The sequence below is a fragment of the Streptomyces sp. TLI_171 genome, from assembly GCF_003610255.1.
Taxonomy (GTDB): Bacteria; Actinomycetota; Actinomycetes; order Streptomycetales; family Streptomycetaceae; genus Kitasatospora.
Map to the genome: position 1 here is coordinate 2,158,264 of NZ_RAPS01000001.1, position 17,091 is coordinate 2,175,354.

18 protein-coding genes and 1 riboswitch are annotated in these 17,091 nt (G+C 73.7%); of the genes, 9 read left to right on the top strand and 9 right to left on the bottom strand.

Features of this window, described 5'->3' with window-relative positions:
- Window positions 1-80 precede the first annotated feature (80 nt).
- On the top strand, window positions 81-1,187 hold the full coding sequence (locus BX266_RS09785; protein ID WP_099898518.1) for a polyprenyl synthetase family protein: 1,107 nt from the start codon (window positions 81-83) through the stop codon (window positions 1,185-1,187).
- Between the two features lie 68 nt (window positions 1,188-1,255).
- On the opposite strand, the gene thiE is transcribed toward BX266_RS09785, so the two are convergent.
- The 3 genes from thiE to BX266_RS09800 are packed head-to-tail and all read right to left on the bottom strand — an operon-like array spanning window position 1,256 to window position 3,452.
- Entirely contained in the window at window positions 1,256-1,903 is a 648-nt protein-coding gene (gene thiE, locus BX266_RS09790) for a thiamine phosphate synthase (protein WP_099898519.1), read from the bottom strand.
- Window positions 1,900-2,265: an Rv2175c family DNA-binding protein gene (locus tag BX266_RS09795; protein WP_033216844.1), complete on the bottom strand. Its 366-nt coding sequence runs from the start codon at window positions 2,263-2,265 to the stop codon at window positions 1,900-1,902. Before BX266_RS09795 ends, thiE begins: the two co-directional genes overlap by 4 nt.
- A 38-nt stretch (window positions 2,266-2,303) precedes the next feature.
- On the bottom strand, window positions 2,304-3,452 hold the full coding sequence (locus tag BX266_RS09800) for an NAD(P)/FAD-dependent oxidoreductase (protein WP_259465077.1): 1,149 nt from the start codon (window positions 3,450-3,452) through the stop codon (window positions 2,304-2,306).
- 126 nt (window positions 3,453-3,578) lie between these two features.
- Window positions 3,579-3,691, top strand: a riboswitch (TPP riboswitch).
- On the opposite strand from BX266_RS09800, the gene thiO reads away from it, so the two are divergent.
- The 5 genes from thiO (at window position 3,660) to pknB (ending at window position 8,000) form a co-directional block, all read left to right on the top strand.
- Window positions 3,660-4,832 carry a glycine oxidase ThiO gene (gene thiO / locus BX266_RS09805; protein ID WP_180290433.1) on the top strand — a complete coding sequence of 391 codons (1,173 nt, stop codon included), beginning with the start codon at window positions 3,660-3,662 and terminating at the stop codon, window positions 4,830-4,832. Its footprint overlaps the riboswitch before it by 32 nt.
- Entirely contained in the window at window positions 4,829-5,038 is a 210-nt protein-coding gene (gene thiS, locus BX266_RS09810; protein WP_099898522.1) for a sulfur carrier protein ThiS, read from the top strand. Before thiO ends, thiS begins: the two co-directional genes overlap by 4 nt.
- 2 nt (window positions 5,039-5,040) lie before the next feature.
- On the top strand, window positions 5,041-5,832 hold the full coding sequence (locus tag BX266_RS09815) for a thiazole synthase (protein WP_099898523.1): 792 nt from the start codon (window positions 5,041-5,043) through the stop codon (window positions 5,830-5,832).
- Between the two features lie 79 nt (window positions 5,833-5,911).
- Window positions 5,912-6,202, top strand: coding sequence for a hypothetical protein (locus BX266_RS09820; RefSeq protein ID WP_143686895.1), 291 nt, complete (start codon window positions 5,912-5,914; stop codon window positions 6,200-6,202).
- Window positions 6,203-6,266: 64 nt separating this feature from the next.
- Window positions 6,267-8,000 carry a Stk1 family PASTA domain-containing Ser/Thr kinase gene (gene pknB, locus BX266_RS09825; RefSeq protein WP_099898525.1) on the top strand — a complete coding sequence of 578 codons (1,734 nt, stop codon included), beginning with the start codon at window positions 6,267-6,269 and terminating at the stop codon, window positions 7,998-8,000.
- Between the two features lie 43 nt (window positions 8,001-8,043).
- Here pknB and BX266_RS09830 read toward each other — a convergent pair whose 3' ends face one another.
- Entirely contained in the window at window positions 8,044-8,673 is a 630-nt protein-coding gene (locus BX266_RS09830; protein WP_099898526.1) for a sulfite oxidase-like oxidoreductase, read from the bottom strand.
- Window positions 8,674-8,975: 302 nt separating this feature from the next.
- Between BX266_RS09830 and bfr the strand changes: the two genes are divergently transcribed.
- Window positions 8,976-9,458, top strand: coding sequence for a bacterioferritin (gene bfr / locus BX266_RS09835; protein WP_099898527.1), 483 nt, complete (start codon window positions 8,976-8,978; stop codon window positions 9,456-9,458).
- Window positions 9,459-9,492: 34 nt separating this feature from the next.
- Here bfr and BX266_RS09840 read toward each other — a convergent pair whose 3' ends face one another.
- Entirely contained in the window at window positions 9,493-9,741 is a 249-nt protein-coding gene (locus BX266_RS09840) for a bacterioferritin-associated ferredoxin (RefSeq protein WP_099898528.1), read from the bottom strand.
- Between the two features lie 138 nt (window positions 9,742-9,879).
- Window positions 9,880-11,211 (bottom strand): class II 3-deoxy-7-phosphoheptulonate synthase, encoded by a 1,332-nt coding sequence (locus BX266_RS09845; protein WP_099898529.1) that lies wholly within the window; start codon window positions 11,209-11,211, stop codon window positions 9,880-9,882.
- Window positions 11,212-11,505: 294 nt separating this feature from the next.
- Here BX266_RS09845 and BX266_RS09850 point away from each other — a divergent pair, with 294 nt between their 5' ends.
- Window positions 11,506-13,443: an anthranilate synthase family protein gene (locus BX266_RS09850; protein ID WP_099898530.1), complete on the top strand. Its 1,938-nt coding sequence runs from the start codon at window positions 11,506-11,508 to the stop codon at window positions 13,441-13,443.
- Between the two features lie 7 nt (window positions 13,444-13,450).
- Here BX266_RS09850 and BX266_RS09855 read toward each other — a convergent pair whose 3' ends face one another.
- From BX266_RS09855 to BX266_RS09865, 3 genes are all read right to left on the bottom strand, one after another.
- Window positions 13,451-14,095: a response regulator transcription factor gene (locus BX266_RS09855; protein ID WP_099907635.1), complete on the bottom strand. Its 645-nt coding sequence runs from the start codon at window positions 14,093-14,095 to the stop codon at window positions 13,451-13,453.
- Window positions 14,096-14,111: 16 nt separating this feature from the next.
- Window positions 14,112-15,224, bottom strand: a complete 1,113-nt coding sequence (macS, locus tag BX266_RS09860) for a MacS family sensor histidine kinase (RefSeq protein ID WP_099907637.1) — start codon at window positions 15,222-15,224, stop codon at window positions 14,112-14,114.
- A gap of 104 nt (window positions 15,225-15,328) precedes the next feature.
- Complete coding sequence (locus tag BX266_RS09865) at window positions 15,329-16,126, bottom strand: 1-acyl-sn-glycerol-3-phosphate acyltransferase (RefSeq protein WP_099907640.1); 798 nt, start codon at window positions 16,124-16,126, stop codon at window positions 15,329-15,331.
- A 179-nt stretch (window positions 16,127-16,305) separates the two neighbouring features.
- Here BX266_RS09865 and BX266_RS09870 point away from each other — a divergent pair, with 179 nt between their 5' ends.
- Window positions 16,306-17,085, top strand: coding sequence for a carboxylesterase (locus BX266_RS09870; protein ID WP_099898531.1), 780 nt, complete (start codon window positions 16,306-16,308; stop codon window positions 17,083-17,085).
- The last annotated feature ends 6 nt before the right edge of the window (window positions 17,086-17,091 follow it).

The following is a 17,091-nucleotide window of genomic DNA, read 5'->3' on the forward strand; positions in this document are numbered from 1 at the left end:
GACGGGCGGGCGGCACAGCGGACCGGGGCATCCAACCGGGCGCGTTAGTCTGACTGTCAGCCCATCTATCGGAGTTCCAGGTGCCCTCCTCCACCCGTCTTCCCCGCAACCCCGTCGACGCGGAGGACGTGCGCGACCGCGTCAACACCGCGCTCGGCGCCTTCATGGCCGAGCGGACCGCCCTGCTCTCCGGCATCTCCGACCAGCTCGGGCCGGTCGCCGAAGCCCTGCGCGACTTCCTGCTCGACGGCGGCAAGCGGCTGCGGCCCGCGTTCTGCTACTGGGGCTGGCGGGCGGCCGGCGGCGCGACCGACGACCCCGGGATCGAGCGGGCGGCCGCCGCCCTGGAACTGCTGCAGGCCAGCGCCCTGGTCCACGACGACCTGATGGACCGCAGCGACACCCGCCGCGGCCTGCCCGCCGTCCACCGCCGCTTCGAGAACCTGCACCGCACCAGCGGCTGGCGCGGCGACCGCGAACAGTACGGCGCGTCCGCCGCCGTCCTGCTCGGCGACCTGCTGCTGATCTGGTGCGACGAGCTGTTCCACCGCTCCGGGCTGCCCGCCGCCGCCGTCTCCGCGGCCAAGCCCGCCTTCGACCTGATGCGCACCGAGGTCATGCTCGGCCAGTACCTGGACGTCCTGGAACCCGTCGCCGGCGACTCCACGGACGCCGAGGCGCTCGACCGGGCCCGGACCGTCCTGCACTACAAGTCCGCGAAGTACACCATCGAACGGCCGCTGCAGGTCGGCGCGCTGCTGGCCGGCGCCGGGCCCGACCTGGTCGACGCGCTCGGCGCGTTCGGGCTCCCGCTGGGCGAGGCGTTCCAGCTCCGCGACGACCTGCTCGGCGTCTTCGGCGACCCCGCCGTCACCGGCAAGCCCGCCGGCGACGACCTCCGCGAGGGCAAGCGCACCCTCCTGGTCGCCCACGCGATGCGCGGCCTCTCCCCCGCCGACGCCCACCGCCTCGACACCCGGCTCGGCGCCCCCGACCTCACCCCCGACGAGATCGCCGACCTCACCACCCTGATCACCCTCAGCGGCGCCCCCGCCCTCGTCGAGGCCCGGATCGACCACCTGCTCACCGACTCCCTCGCTGCCCTCCACGCGGCCCCCCTCGCCGACGCCCGGTCCCGCGAAGCCCTCGAAGCCCTCGCCGACGCCGCAACCGTCCGCAAGTACTGAACGCACGCGGAGGAAAGCACCGACAGGGGCGCGCGGGGGATATCCCCCGCGCGCCCCTGTCGGTGCCGCTACCGCAGGCGTGCTGCGAACTCCGCTGCGGCGGCGGCCGGGTCGTCCGCGGCGGTGAGCGCGCGCACCACGACGACGCGGGTGGCTCCGGCGTCCAGGACCTGGTCGAGGTTGCCGAGGTCGATGCCGCCGATGGCGAACCAGGGCCGGGCCGGCTTCGCGGCGGCGGCGTAACGCACCAGCTCCAGGCCGGGCGCGTGGCGGCCGGGCTTGGTGGGCGTGGGCCAGACGGGTCCGGTGCAGAAGTAGTCGACGCCGGGTTCGGTGAGAGCGGTGTCGACCTCGGCCCCGGCGTGGCAGGAGCGTCCGATCAGGACGTCCTCGCCGAGGATCTTCCGGGCGACCCGCACCGGCAGGTCGTCCTGTCCGAGGTGCAGCACGTCGGGCCGGGCGCCGTACGCGACGTCGGCGCGGTCGTTGACGGCGAGGAGCTTGCCGTGGCGCTTGGCGGCGTCGGCGAAGACCTCCAAGTACTCCAGTTCCTGCTTGGCCTCCAGCCCCTTGTCGCGGAGCTGGACGATGTCCACGCCGCCGGCCAGCACGGCGTCCAGGAACTGGGCGAGGTCGCCCTGCTCGCGGCGGGCGTCGGTGCAGAGGTAGAGCCGGGCGTCGGCCAGTTGCTGACGTGCCGTCACCGGCGCCGTCACAGGGCCATGGCCTGGGCGCGGCGCTTGACCTCGGTGCCGCGGTTCTCGCGCAGGGCCTGGATCGGGCTGCCGGGCAGGGAGTCGTCCTCGGTGAACATCCACTCGAGGATCTCCTGGTCGGAGAAGCCGCAGTCGCGGAGCACGGTGAGGGTGCCGACCAGGTGCTTGACCGGGCCGTCGTCCTCAATGAAGTCGGCGGGGACCTGCAGGGACTTGTTCGGGCCGCGCCGGACGGCCAGCAGGGTGCGGTTCCGCACCATGTCGCGGACTTCGGTGATCACCACGCCCCACCGCTCGGAGATGTCGGGCAGGTACAGCCACGCGGGGACCAGGGCGTCAATCTTGGGATCAATCTCGCTCACGGCACCCAGCCTACCCACGCACCACCCGACTGCCGTCCTCAGGCGATCGCGGCCTTCAGCTGGACGCCCGGGTCGGCGGCGCGCGCCGGGTCGAGCACCGCGCCGCGCTCGATCAGGCGGCGGCCCTGGGCGAGGTCGCGCGGCCGGTCGACGGCGAGCAGGGCGACCAGTGCGCCGTCGCGCAGCCACAGCACCGTCCAGGCGCGGTCGGACGGCGAGCCGCGCCAGAGCAGGTGGTCGGCCCCGGCGTGCCGGCCGGCGTACTGGACCATGCGGTCGAACTGCTCGGACCAGAAGTACGGGACGGGGTCGTAGGGGGTCTCCAGGGTGCCGAGCACGGAGGCGGCGGCGGCGCCGCCGGAGTGCAGGGCGTGGTCCCAGTGCTGGACGGCGAGCCGGGTGCCGAACCGCGCGGAGGGGTAGGAGACGCAGTCGCCGGCCGCCCAGACCCCGGGGAGCGCGGTGCGCAGCCGGTCGTCGACGGGCACGGTGCCGTCGGGGTCGAGGGCGAGCGGGCTGTCGGCGAGCCAGCCGGTGGCGGGGCGGGCGCCGATGCCGACCACGACCTCGTCGGCGGGCAGGTGGGTGCCGTCGGCGAGCAGGATGCCGCCGTCGGCGGATCCGGCGACGGCGGCGCCGCAGTGCAGTTCGACGCCGGCGGCGGCGTACCAGTCGGTCATCAGGGCGCCGAGTTCGGCGGGCAGGGCGCCGGCCAGCGGGGCGGCGGCGGCCTCGACGACGGTGACCCGGCAGCCCAGGGCGCGGGCGACGGTGGCGGTCTCGGCGCCGATCCAGCCCGCGCCGACCAGGACGATCCGCTTGCCGGGGGTGAGGGCGGCGCGCAGCGCGTGGGCGTCGTCGACGGTGCGCAGGGTGCGGGCGTCGGGCAGGCCGGGGAGCGTGCGCGGGTCGGCGCCGGTGGCGATCACCAGGGCGCCGTAGGGGAGTTCGCCGCGGTCGGTGTGCAGGACGCCGGCGTTCAGGCCGGTGGCGCGGCGGCCGGTGAGGAGTTCGACGTCGAGCTGGTGCCAGTCGAGTTCGAAGGCGGTGGCGTCGGCCTTGCCGAGCAGCACGTCCTTGGAGAGCGGGGGGCGGTCGTAGGGGAGGTGGAGTTCCTCCCCGACCAGGGTGATCGCGCCCTGCCAGCCGCCCTGCCGCAGGTTCAGCGCGGCCTGCGCGCCCGCCATGCCCGCCCCGACCACGACGACCCGGTCCGTTGCCCTCAGTTCAGCCACGGCGTCCACCCTACCCAGCGGTGTCCACCCTGCGTACGCGCCTTCGGCGGCGGGTCGGCCCGGCGTTAAGGTGGTGGGACTAGCTATCACGGGAGCCCGGTGCACCGGGCTGAGAGGCGGGCTGCGGCGGCCCGCGACCGTCCGAACCTGATCCGGGTCATGCCGGCGAAGGGAGAAGAAGCCGCTGTGGCACATTCCGACGTGCTGGTGGTCGGCGGGGGCATCATCGGCCTCGGCGTCGCCTGGCGCACCGCGCAGCGCGGCCTGACGGTCGCGGTGGTCGACCCCCGGCCGGGCGGCGGTGCGGCGCAGGTCGCCGCGGGCATGCTCGCCCCGGTCACCGAACTGCAGTACGGCGAGGAGCCGTTGCTGCGTCTGGGCATGGCGTCGAACGAGCGGTACGCCGCGTTCGCCGCCGAGTTGACCGAGCTGACCGGCCTGGACACCGGCTACCGGGCAACCGGCACGCTGGCGGTGGCGCTGGACTCCGACGACCGCGAGGAGCTGCGTGAACTGCACGCCTTCCACGGCCGCCTGGGCCTGGCCTCGGAGTGGCTGACCGGCCGCGAGTGCCGGCGCCTGGAGCCGATGCTGGCCCCGGGCGTGCGCGGCGGCCTGCACGTCGCCGAGGACCACCAGGTGGACGGCCGCCGGCTGGCCGCCGCGCTGGTCGCGGCATGCGAGCGGCTCGGCGTGGTGTTCCACCGCGCCGAGGCCGCCGAGCTGCTGACCGACGGCGAACGGGCCGTCGGCGTGCGGCTGTCGACCGGCGGGACGGTGACGGCGGAGCGCACCGTGCTGGCCGCGGGCTCGCGCAGCCATCTGCTGCCCGGCCTGCCGGCCGGGGTGCTGCCGGCGATCCGCCCGGTGAAGGGCCAGGTGCTGCGGCTGCGCATCCCCGCGCTGTACGCGCCGTTCCTGTCCCGCAACGTGCGTGCCGTGGTGCGCGGCCAGCACCTGTACCTGGTACCGCGCGCCGACGGCGAGTTGGTGATCGGCGCGACCACCGAGGAGCTGGGCCACGACACCACGGTGACCGCCGGCGGGGTCTACGAGCTGCTCCGGGATGCCCACGAACTGGTGCCCGGAATCACCGAGTTGGAGCTGGTGGAGACCAACGCGGGCCTGCGGCCCGGCTCCCCGGACAACGCGCCGCTGCTCGGCCCGACCGTGCTGCCCGGCCTGGCTGCCGCCACCGGGCACTACCGCAACGGCGTGCTGCTCACCCCGGTCACCGCCGACCTGCTCGCCGACTACCTGGCCACCGGCGAGCTGCCCGCGCTGGCCGCCGACTTCACCCCCGACCGCTTCGGCACCGAGGTCCCCGCATGAACACCATCGCCCTGACCGTCAACGGCGAACCCCGCACGCTGCCCGCCGCCGTCACCCTCGACACCGTGGTGGCCGAGGTGTCGGCCGCCCCCACCGGCATCGCCGCCGCCGTCAACGAGGCCGTGGTGCCCCGCAGTTCGTGGCCCGCCACGGCGCTGAGCGCGGGCGACCGGGTCGAGATCCTCACCGCCGTCCAGGGAGGCTGACCATGGCTGACGACGCACTCGTCATCGGCGGCACCGCCTTCACCTCCCGACTGATCATGGGCACCGGCGGCGCCCCCAGCCTGGACGTGCTGGAGCAGGCGCTGCGACTGTCCGGCACCGAACTGACCACGGTGGCGATGCGCCGGGTGAACACCGCCACCCAGGGCTCGGTGCTGGAGGTGCTGGCCCGCAACGACATCCGGGTGCTCCCCAACACGGCCGGCTGCTACACCGCGGGCGAGGCGGTGCTGACCGCGCGACTGGCCCGCGAGGCGCTCGGCACCGACTGGGTCAAGCTCGAAGTCATCGCCGACGAGCGGACCTTGCTGCCCGACCCGATCGAACTGCTGGACGCCGCCGAGACCCTGGTCGACGACGGCTTCACCGTCCTCCCCTACACCAACGACGATCCGGTGCTGGCCCGGAAGTTGGAGGACGTCGGGTGCGCGGCGATCATGCCGCTCGGCTCCCCGATCGGCTCGGGCCTGGGCATCCGCAACCCGCACAACTTCCAGCTGATCGTGGAGTCCGCGAACGTCCCGGTGATCCTGGACGCGGGCGCCGGCACCGCGAGCGACGCCGCGCTGGCGATGGAACTCGGCTGCTCCGCCGTGATGCTGGCCTCAGCGGTGACCCGCGCCCAGGACCCGGCGCTGATGGCGGAGGCGATGCGCAAGGCGGTCGAGGCCGGCCGGCTCGCCCACCGCGCGGGCCGGATCCCGCGCCGCTACTACGCCGACGCCTCCTCCCCCACCGCCGGCCTCGCCGACACCCGGGAGCGCCCGGCCTTCTGAGCCGGGTCCGCCCCGTCCGCCCTGTCTGCGCCCCGGCCGCTCTGCCACCATGGAGCGTCACGGCGTGGAGGGGGAACTCATGGAGCCGAGCAGACCGGCCGGCCAGGACTGGGCGGCCGTGGTGGTCTGGTGGGGGCCGATGCTGGTGCTCGACGGTTGGCTGCTGTCCGGCGGCCGCGGGCGGGCGGTGGCCCCGCTGCTCGTCCCGGCGCTGTGCTGCGCCGTGATCGCCGCGATCACGGCGCGCCCGGGCTCGGCGGGCGTGGTGCGGCTGCGCCGGGCGGGTCTGGGCGCGCTGATCGCGCACGGCCTGCTGCTGGCCCTGCTGTTCGTGCTGGTCGCCGTCCACCCGCCGCACATCCCGTGGTGAGCGCACCGACACCCCGCCCCTGCCGGGCAGTGACCCGTCCGGCCCCTAGACTCCTCGGGTGGACATGACCCTCGACGATCCCCTCCTCGGCGTGCTGCTCGACGGCCGCTACCGGGTCGAGCAGCGGATCGCGGTCGGCGGCATGTCGACCGTCTACCGGGGCACGGACACCCGGCTGGACCGGACGGTGGCGCTGAAGGTGATGCACGCCTCGCTGGCCGGCGACGCAGCCTTCACCGCCCGGTTCATCCGGGAGGCGAAGGCGGTGGCCCGGCTCGCCCACCCGAACGTGGTGAACGTGCTGGACCAGGGAGCCGACCCGCGGGCCGTGTTCATGGCGATGGAGTACGTCCCCGGCCGGAACCTGCGTGACGTGCTGCGCGACCGGGGCGCGCTGTCCGTGCGGGCCGCCCTCGACGTGCTGGAGCCGGTGCTGGCCGCGCTGGGCGCGGCGCACCGCGCCGACCTGGTGCACCGGGACGTCAAGCCGGAGAACGTGCTGATCACCGACACCGGGATGGTGAAGGTCGCCGACTTCGGCCTGGTCGCCCTGCTGGCCGGCCAGGAGGACGGCAGTCCCAGCACCGAGCCGGACCAGCTGCTGGGCACCGTCTCCTACCTGGCGCCGGAGCAGATCAGCCGCGAGGTGCAGCCCGACCAGCGGGTGGACGTCTACGCCGCCGGGATCCTGCTGTACGAGATGCTGACCGGCGCGAAGCCGCACACCGGGGCGGACGCCGGCGAGGTGATGTACCGGCACCTGCACGAGGACGTCCCGCCGCCCTCGCGCACCGCGCCCGCGGTGGGTCCGGAGCTGGACGCGATAGTGGCCGCGGCGACCGCCCGGGACCCGCAGGCCCGGCCGTGGGACGCGGTGGAGCTGCTGGCCGCCGTGCAGCGGGCCCGCCGGGCGCTGCCGCCCGCCAGCCTGGACGCGGAGCCGCCCGCCTCGACCCGCCCCACCCCGCAGTTCAGCCCGGCCGAGGCCACCGCGGTGATCAGCCCGATGGGCGGCCTGGAGCGCACCAGCGTGCTGGACGTCCCGCCGGAGCTGCTGCCGCCGTCCCGCCCGCCGGTCGAGCCCGCCCGCCCGGGCCGCCGCGCCGCCCGGGCGCGGGCTCCGCGCAGCCGCAAGCCGCTGATCTGGTCGGCGGTGCTGGTGACGCTGGCGCTGCTGGTCGGCGGGGTGACGTACGCGCTGTCCAGCGCGGTCTACGCGACGGTGCCGAGCGTGCTGGGGCAGAGCCGCGAGCAGGCCTCGACCACGCTGGACAAGCAGGGGCTGCACGGCGCGTTCAGCGAGCAGTTCAGCGAGTCGGTGCAGGCCGGCCAGGTGATCTCGACCGATCCGGGCGTCGGCGCCCGGGTCCGCAAGAGCGACGACGTGCGGGTGGTGCTCTCCCGCGGCCCGGAGCGGCTGCCGGTGCCGGACGTGACGAACCGTCCGCTGGCGGACGCCGCCAAGGCGCTGGCCGACGCCCGGCTGGCGGCGGGCGCCAGCACCGAGCAGTTCAGCGACACGGTGCCGAAGGGTCAGGTGATCTCCACCGAGCCGGCCGCGGGCAGCAAGGTGTCGCCGAACGCCCCGGTGTCGCTGACCGTCTCCAAGGGCATGCACCCGGTGCCGGACGTCAACGGGATGGGCAAGGACGAGGCGGTGAAGGCCCTGCAGGGGGCCGGGTTCTCGCCGCAGATCGCCGGGCTGCTCCCGCTCGGCAAGGTGACCGGCCAGTCCCCGGCCGCCGGCACGCCCCGCCCGCAGGGCTCGGCCGTGACGATCACCATCAGCCTGTTCTGACGCCCCGTCCGCCCCGTCCGCCCCGTCCGGGGCGGGCGGCGGCTCAGCGCAGCGGACCGTCGCCCTCCTGCTCCTGGTAGGAGTAGCGCTGTTCCTTCCACGGGTCGGCGAGGTTGTGGTAGCCGCGCTCCTCCCAGAAGCCGCGGCGGTCGGCGCGCATGTACTCCACGGCGCGCACCCACTTGGGGCCCTTCCAGGCGTACAGGTGGGGCACCACCAGGCGGACCGGGAAGCCGTGTTCGAGGGTGAGCGGCTGGCCGTTGTGGTGGGTGGCGAACACGGTGGCCGGGTCGGCGAAGTCGGCGAGGCGCAGGTTGGCGCTGTAGCCGTACTCGGCCCAGACCATCACGTGGGTGACGGTCGGGTCGGGCGGGACCAGGTCGAGGACGGTCTTGCCGGCCACCCCGCCCCACTCGTTGCCGAGCATGGAGAACTTGGTGACGCAGTGGAAGTCGCCGCGCACGGTCACCTTGGGCAGGGCGTGGAAGGCGGCGAAGTCCCAGCTGGTCTTCTCCGCGTCGGCGGTGGCCCCGAACACCTGGAAGTCCCAGCTCTGCGGCTTGAACCGGGGCACCGGGCCGTAGTGCAGGACGGGCCAGCCGCGCTGCGGGCGCTGGCCCGGGGGGAGCCTCGGGTCAGACGGCGGCTGCGGTTCCGATTGGTGCTGACCCATGCCTCCATGGTGACAGACGGCGGGCGCCGATCCGCGCGCGCCCCCACCGCGCGCCCGCAGGGAAATCACGTCTGCCGGAGGGGGGCAACGCGGCGAGAATCCGGTCGCGCGTTCGGGTGAGATACCCCCGAAAGGGCTAACACGCCGAGTATCCGCGCAGGTCAGAGAATTGCGAACGTCCCGGAAAAGCCTCTCCGCGAAACGACGGTAAGCGTGAACTTACTGGAAGTGCACCCGTTCAGGTGCCACGATGCGGGCAACCGGGCACCCGACCGGAAATTCCCCGTAGCGGAAGGCAGGCCATGCAGGGCGATCCCGAGGTCATCGAGTTCCTCAACGAGCAGCTGACCGCCGAGCTCACCGCGATCAACCAGTACTTCCTGCACGCGAAGATGCAGGAGAACTTCGGCTGGACGAAGCTCGCCAAGTACACCCGGCACGAGTCGTTCGACGAGATGAAGCACGCCGAGGTGCTGACCGACCGGATCCTCTTCCTGGACGGCCTGCCGAACTACCAGCGGCTGTTCCACGTCCGGATCGGGCAGACCGTCAAGGAGATGTTCGAGGCCGACCGGCAGATCGAGGTCGAGGCGATCGACCGCCTGAAGCGCGGGATCGTGGTGATGCGGGCCAAGAACGACGTCACCTCGGCGAACATCTTCGAGGCCATCCTCGAGGACGAGGAGCACCACATCGACTACCTGGACACCCAGCTGGAACTGCTGGACAAGCTCGGCGAGGCGCTGTACATCGCGCAGCTGATCGAGCAGCCCGAGAGCAGCTGAACCCGGGAGCGGCCGGGCGGGGCGCCGGACCGGTTCAGGCGGCGCGCGACGGGGCGACGGGCTGGGACTCCGGCTCGGCCAGGCCAAGCCGCTCGGCCAGCCGGGCCGTCGGGCAGGGGCGGGCGCCGTGCTCGCCGAGCAGCGCCTGGATGCGCCGCACGCACGAGCCGCAGTCGGTGCCGGCCTTGCAGCCCTTGGCTATCTGACGAGGGGTGGTGGCGCCCCCTTCCATCTCCTGCTTGACCCGGGCCTCGGTGACCGCGTGGCACATGCACACGTACATGCGCGGCCCCTTCCACGGTTGGTGCGGTTTACTGAGCCTTACCTTACCTGGTGCTCCGGGTGCGAAAAAGGCCCCTCCGCCTCGGATCACCCGAAAGCGGAGGGGCCTTCGTCACATCGGCCCCGCGGGGCCCGGGAACTACTGGCCGCGGTACATCTCGGCGACCAGGAACGCCAGGTCCAGCGACTGGCTGCGGTTGAGCCGCGGGTCGCAGGCCGTCTCGTAGCGCTGGTGCAGGTCGTCGACCAGCACCTCGTCGCCGCCGCCGACGCACTCGGTGACGTCGTCACCGGTCAGCTCGACGTGGATGCCGCCCGGATGGGTGCCGAGCGCGCGGTGCACCTCGAAGAAGCCCTTGACCTCGTCGAGCACGTCGTCGAAGTTGCGGGTCTTGTGGCCGCTGGAGGCCTCGAAGGTGTTGCCGTGCATCGGGTCGGTGATCCACACCACCTGGGCGCCGGAGGCGGTGACCTTCTCCACCAGGGTGGGCAGGTGGTCGCGGATCTTGCCCGCGCCCATCCGGGTGATGAAGGTGAGCCGGCCGGGCTCGCGCTCCGGGTCCAGGCGGTCGATCAGGGTCAGCGCGTCGTCCACCGTGGTGGTCGGGCCGAGCTTGACGCCGATCGGGTTGCGGATCTTGGACGCGAACTCGATGTGCGCGTGGTCGAGCTGCCGGGTGCGCTCGCCGATCCACACCATGTGGCCGGAGACGTCGTACAGCTCGCCGGTGCGCGAGTCGGTGCGGGTCAGCGCCGTCTCGTAGTCGAGGATCAGCGCCTCGTGCGAGGAGAAGAACTCGACCGTCTTGAACTCCTCCGGGGCCACCCCGCAGGCGTTCATGAAGGCCAGCGCCTGGTCGATCTCCCGGGCCACCTGCTCGTAGCGCTGCCCCGCCGGGGAGTTGCGCACGAAGTCCTGGTTCCAGGCGTGCACCTGGCGCAGGTCGGCGTAACCGCCGGTGGTGAACGCGCGCACCAGGTTGAGCGTCGCCGCGGAGGCGTTGTACATCCGCTTCAGCCGCTCCGGGTCCGGGATCCGGGACTCGGGGGTGAACTCGAAGCCGTTCACCGAGTCGCCGCGGTAGACCGGCAGGGTCACGCCGTCCCGGGTCTCGGTGTTCTTCGAGCGCGGCTTGGAGTACTGGCCGGCGATCCGGCCCACCTTCACCACCGGCACGGACGCTGCGTAGGTGAGCACCGCGGCCATCTGGAGCAGGGTCTTCAGCTTGTTGCGGATCTGGTCGGCCGACACGGCGTCGAACGCCTCGGCACAGTCACCGCCCTGCAGCAGGAAGGCCTCACCACGCGCGACGGCGCCGAGCCGGGCGCGCAGCTGGTCGCACTCGCCGGCGAAGACGAGCGGCGGATAGGAGGCGAGCTCCGCAAGGGTCTTGCGCAGAGCCTCTTGGTCCGGCCATTCAGGCTGCTGCGCCGCGGGCAGGGACTGCCAGGAGTGGTTAGTCACGGTCACAGGGGCAAGGCTACGGGGTGCCACAACCGGATTGCGGCTTCCGCCCGCTGGGTGAGACGAGTCGTGGACATCTCCCCGGACCGCCCGCCGGTCGGCTATCGTCTGCTCCGTGACCGCGACGCACACCTTCTCCTGGTGGTGGGCCAGCCCGTTGGGCGGCCCACGGATCGCGCGTCCCTGAGACGAACGACGGCCGCCCTTCGGGGCGGCCGTCGACGTTTGTGTGCAGCGTCACGGCCCTCCCGGAGGCGGCGGAAACCCCCCGCCGCACCCCCCGGAAGGAACACCGCAGTCGTGACCACCACCGCCGCCGCCCTGCTCGCCCGCCTCACCGCCCCCGGCGCCCCGGCCTTCGCCCTGCTGCACCGCCGCGCGCCCCGGCTCGCCCCCGACACCGTCGAGCTGCTGCTCGGCACGGTCACCGACCACGACACGCTGGCCGAGCTGCCGGTCCGTCAGGGCGTCCCGGCCGACGGCCCGCGGCACGACCTGCTGGCCCTGGTCCCGTACGCGCAGATCCGCGAGCGCGGCTTCGCCGCCCGCCAGGACGGCGCCCCGCTGCGGGCGCTGGCCGTCGAGGAGCAGCACGCGCTGCCGCTGGCCCAGGTGCTGGCCGCACTGCCGGACGCGCCGGTCGAGCTGCACGGCGGCGAGTTCGACATCAGCGACGAGGAGTACGCGGGCATCGTCCGGCGGGTGATCGAGGACGAGATCGGGCGCGGCGAGGGCGCCAACTTCGTGATCCGGCGCGACTTCCACGCCGAACTGGCCGGGTACTCCACGGCCACCGCGCTGACCCTGTTCCGCCGCCTGCTGGAGGCGGAGCGCGGCGCGTACTGGACCTTCCTGGTGCACACCGGGGACCGGGTGCTGGTGGGCGCGTCCCCGGAGGTCCACGTCCGGCAGTCCGGCGGGACCGTGGTGATGAACCCGATCTCCGGCACCTACCGCTATCCGGCGTCCGGGCCCACCATCGACTCGCTCCTCGCGTTCCTGCACGACCCCAAGGAGCTGGAGGAGCTCACCATGGGGGTCGACGAGGAACTGAAGATGATGTGCGCGGTCGGCGACCTCGGCGGCCAGGTGCTCGGCCCCCGGCTGAAGGAGATGTCGCACCTCGCGCACACCGAGTACGAGCTGCGCGGCCGCACCTCGCTGGACGTCCGCGAGGTGCTGCGGGAGACCATGTTCGCCGCCACCGTCACCGGCAGCCCCGTGCAGAACGCCACCCGGGTCATCGACCGCTACGAGCGCGGCGGCCGCGGCTACTACTCCGGCGCGCTCGCCCTGATCGGCCGCTCCGCCAGCGGCGGCCAGCAGTTGGACTCGCCGATCTGCATCCGGGCCGCCGACGTCGACCCCGCCGACGGCTCGCTGGTGGTCCGGGTCGGCGCCACCCTGGTCCGGCACTCCGACCCGGACTCCGAGGTCGCCGAGACCCACGCCAAGGCCGCCGGCGTGCTCGCCGCGATCGGCGCCCGCCCGGCCCGCTCCGCCCGGGACGCCGCCGCCCGGCCCCGGCTGGCCGACGACCACCGGGTGCAGGCCGCACTGGACTCCCGCCGGGCCGGCCTGGCCCCGTTCTGGCTGCGGATGCAGCAGCCCGCCGCGCCGCGCCCCGGGGCCGACACCCTGGTCGTGGACGGCGAGGACACCTTCACCGCGATGCTCGCCCACCTGCTGCACTCGCTCGGACACACCGTCACCGTGCTCCGCTACGACACCCCCGGCCTGCGCGAGCGGGTCGCGGCGCACCGCGGCCCGCTGGTGCTCGGCCCCGGGCCCGGCGACCCCGCCGACCCGGCCGACGCCAAGATGGCGGTGCTGCGCCCGATCGTCGCCGACGCGCTCGCCGCCGTCCGCTCCGGCGAGCGCACCGCCCCGCTGCTCGCGGTCTGCCTCAGCCACCAGCTGCTGTCCGCGCAGCTCGGCCTGCCGCTGGCCCGCAAGGCCGTCCCGTACCAGGGCGCGCAGGAGGCGATCGAGCTGTTCGGCACCCGACGGACCGTCGGGTTCTACAACACCTTCACCGCCCGCTGCGACCAGGACACCGCCGACCGGCTGGCCGCCGAGGGCATCGAGCTCTCCCGGGACGCCCGCACCGGGGACGTGCACGCGCTGCGCGGGCCCGGCTTCGCCGGCCTGCAGTTCCACCCGGAGTCGGTGCTCACCCGCGAGGGGGTGGAGATCGTCGCCGAGCTGCTGCGCAGCACCGCGGCGGTGCGCGGCTGACGGCCGGTCAGCCCAGTTCCTCGTCCAGGCCCTGCTCGATGGCGTAGCGCACCAGCTCCACCCGGTTGTGGAGCTGGAGCTTGCCGAGGGTGTTCTGGACGTGGTTCTGCACGGTGCGGTGCGAGAGCACCAGCCGGTCGGCGATCTGCCGGTACGACAGGCCCTTGGCGACCAGCCGCAGCACCTCGGTCTCCCGGGGCGTCAGCTGCGGGGCGGCGGGCCGGGCCGCGGTGCCGGGCTCGGTGGCCAGCCGGCGGAACTCGCCGAGCACCAGGCCCGCCAGGCCCGGGGTGAAGACCGGGTCGCCGACGGCGGTGCGGCGCACCGCGTCGAGCAGCTCCTCGCGGCCGGCGGACTTCAGCAGGTAGCCGGTCGCGCCGGACTTCACCGCCTCCAGCACGTCGGCGTGCTCGCCGCTGGCGGACAGCACCAGCACCCGTACCGCCGGGTCGGCGGCCACCACCCGGCGGCACACCTCCGCGCCGGGCAGCGCGGGCAGGTTGAGGTCCAGCAGGACCACCTGCGGGCCGCTGGCCCGGGCCCGCCGGACCGCCTCCTCGCCGTCCCCGGCGGTGGCGACCACCGCGAACCCGGCCTCGGCCAGGTCCCGCGCCACCCCTTCGCGCCACATCGGGTGGTCGTCGACCACCATCACCCGCACCGGCTGGTCAGCCGTCACTGCCCCTCCTCGGCCACCGCAGTTCCACCTCGACGCCCTCGCCGGGCACCGAGTACAGCTCGGCGCTGCCGCCGAGGTCGAGCATCCGCCCGCGGATCGACTGGGCCACCCCGAGCCGCCCGGCGCGCTGCGCCTCGGCCAGCCGACCGGCCGGGAAGCCCGGTCCGTCGTCCCGGACCGACACGGTGACCGCCGCCGGCTCGTCCTCGACCAGGATCCAGGCCCGGGCGGACTCCCCCGCGTGCCGGCGCACGTTGTCCAGCGCGGCGCCGACCGCGGCGGCCAGCTCGGCCGCCACCGGGCCGGGCAGCAGCACCGGCGTGGCGGGCGCGGCGACGGTGATCCGCTCGTCGGCGTGCCGGGCGATCAGCGGCCTGAGGTCCGCCTCGCCGCCCGGGTCGGCCTGCTCCGGCAGCTGAGCGCCCGTCATCAGGGCCCGCAGCGCCCGCTCCTGCTCGCCCGCCAGCCGGCCCAGCTCGGCGGCGTCGCCCTGCTGGCGGTGCACCAGGGCGAGCACCTGCAGCACGCCGTCGTGGATGTCCCGGGACAGCCGTTCGCGCTCCCGGGTGGCGGCCTCCACCTGGAGCGCCCGGGTGAGCACCGCCTCGCTGGCCCGGGCCAGTTCGATCACGTAGCCGATGGCGCAGCCGGCCACCAGCAGCAGCACGATGTTGTGCAGGTTGTCGGGGCTGATCCCGCCGTGGCCGAGGATGTTGGCGGCCCCGATCACCGCCGCGGCGAACGCGGCGGGCCGCCAGCCGCCCTTGCCGGCGTAGCCCAGCACGGTGCCGGCCGCCCAGATCGTCGGCAGGGTCGGCGCGCCGGCGTGGATCCGCTCGGCGGTGTCGATCCAGCCGCTCATCACGATGCCGAACACCGCGAAAACCAGGTCGGTGCCGAGCACCGGCCAGGTGCACCGCTCGGGTCCGGCGAACGCCCGGGTGGAGGCCAGCGTCCACAGCGTCAGCGCGCCGAGGTAGATCCAGCCCGACACGGGGTGCAGGAAGTCGTTGTAGGACGCGAGGTAGCGCAGCAGCGCATAGCCGAGCGCCAGCACCCGGAAGTACCCCATGGCGCGCCACAGCGGCAGCTCGACCGACATCCCGCCGGCCGCCACCGCCGCCACCACGCCGCGCCGCGCGGGGAGGCGGCCCCGCAGCGCGACGGGTCTGTGCTCCTCCACTGCCAAGCCCCCCTGACGGGCCCTCAGGCCCCGGTGTCCTTCTCCTGCTCCGGACCGTGCTCCGCCTGCTTCTCGGCGGCCTTCTCGGCGGCCTCGGCGGCCTTCTCGGCCTTCTGCTGGGCCTTGCGGTCGGCGTCCGCGGCCTTCTTCTCCTCGGAGAGCTGGCGCTTGGCGGCGGTGGCGTAGATGTCCACGTACTCCTGGCCGGACAGCCGCATGATCTCGTACATCACCTCGTCGGTGACCGAGCGCAGGATGAACCGGTCGTTCTCCATGCCCTGGTAGCGGGAGAAGTCCAGCGGGCGGCCGATCCGGATGCCGGGCCGGACACCGAAGTTGGGCATCACCTGGCCGGGCGGCTGCACCTTCTCGGTGTCGATCATCGCGACCGGGATCACCGGCGCGCCGGTGGCCAGCGCCACCCGGGCCAGGCCGCCGACCTTGCCCCGGTACAGCTTGCCGTCGGGCGAGCGGGTGCCCTCCGGGTAGACGCCGAACAGCTCACCGCGCTCGACCACTGCGATGCCGCTGCGGATCGCCGCCTCGCCGGCGCCGCGCGCACCCGAGCGGTCCACCGGCAGCTGGCCGACGCCCTTGAAGAACGCGGCGGTGAGCCGGCCCTTGATGCCCGGGGTGGTGAAGTACTCGGCCTTCGCGATGAACGTCACCCGGCGCTTGAGCAGCGCGGGCAGGAAGAACGAGTCCGAGAACGAGAGGTGGTTGCTGGCGAGGATGGCCGGACCCTCGTCCGGAATGTTCTCCTCGCCCTCCATCCACGGCCGGAAGAAGATCCGCAGCAGCGGCGCGACGATCATCTTCATCAGTCGGTAGAACAACCGGGGCCTCCTGTTGTGCGGACCGGACGATCGTAATGCCTGCGCCTGCCGCCCCGTGCACCGGCGAACCGTCCGCCCCCGCACCGGGCCCCTGTACGGGGCATCGTGCCCGTGGGACCATCGAGCCACCCTCACCTGCCCCTGCACCTCCAGGAGTCCTGCCGATGCCGCTGCTGCCGGGAGCCGAGCCCCACCGCCACGACGGCGGTCCCATCGGCGTGCTGCTCGTCCACGGTTTCACCGGTTCCCCCCAGTCCATGCGCCCCTGGGCGGAACACCTCGCCGAGGCCGGGCTCACCGTCTCCGTACCGCTGCTTCCCGGCCACGGCACCCGCTGGCAGGACCTCCAGCCGACCCGCTGGGAGGACTGGTACGCCACCGTCGAGACCGCCTTCGAGGAACTCGCCGCGAGGTGCGAGCAGGTCTTCGTCTGCGCGCTGTCGATGGGCTGCTCGCTCACCCTGAAGCTCGCCGAGAAGCACGGCGACCGGATCTCCGGACTGGTGCTCGTCAACCCCTCGGTGCGTTCCGACAACCCCGGGACGGTACTTCTTCCGGTGCTGCGCCACCTGCTCCCCACCCTCCCCGGCGTGGCCGGCGACATCGCCCTGCCGGGCGCCGCCGAGGTCGGCTACGACCGGGTCCCGCTGCACGCCGCCTGGTCGCTGGCCCGGCTGTGGAAGAGCGTCCAGGCGGGAATGCCCGCGGTGACCCAGCCGGTTCTGCTGTTGCACAGTCCGCAGGACCACGTCGTCTCGCCGCGCAACTCGGCACTGGTGCTCGCCCGGATATCCTCGACCGATGTGACGGAGCTGCTGCTCGACCGCAGCTTCCACGTGGCCACGCTGGACCACGACGCCGGTCTGATCTTCGGGGCGACCCTCGACTTCGTCCGGCGACTGGCCCCGGCAGCGGCGGTCGATGCCGGGAACCACTCGGGCTGAAAGGCC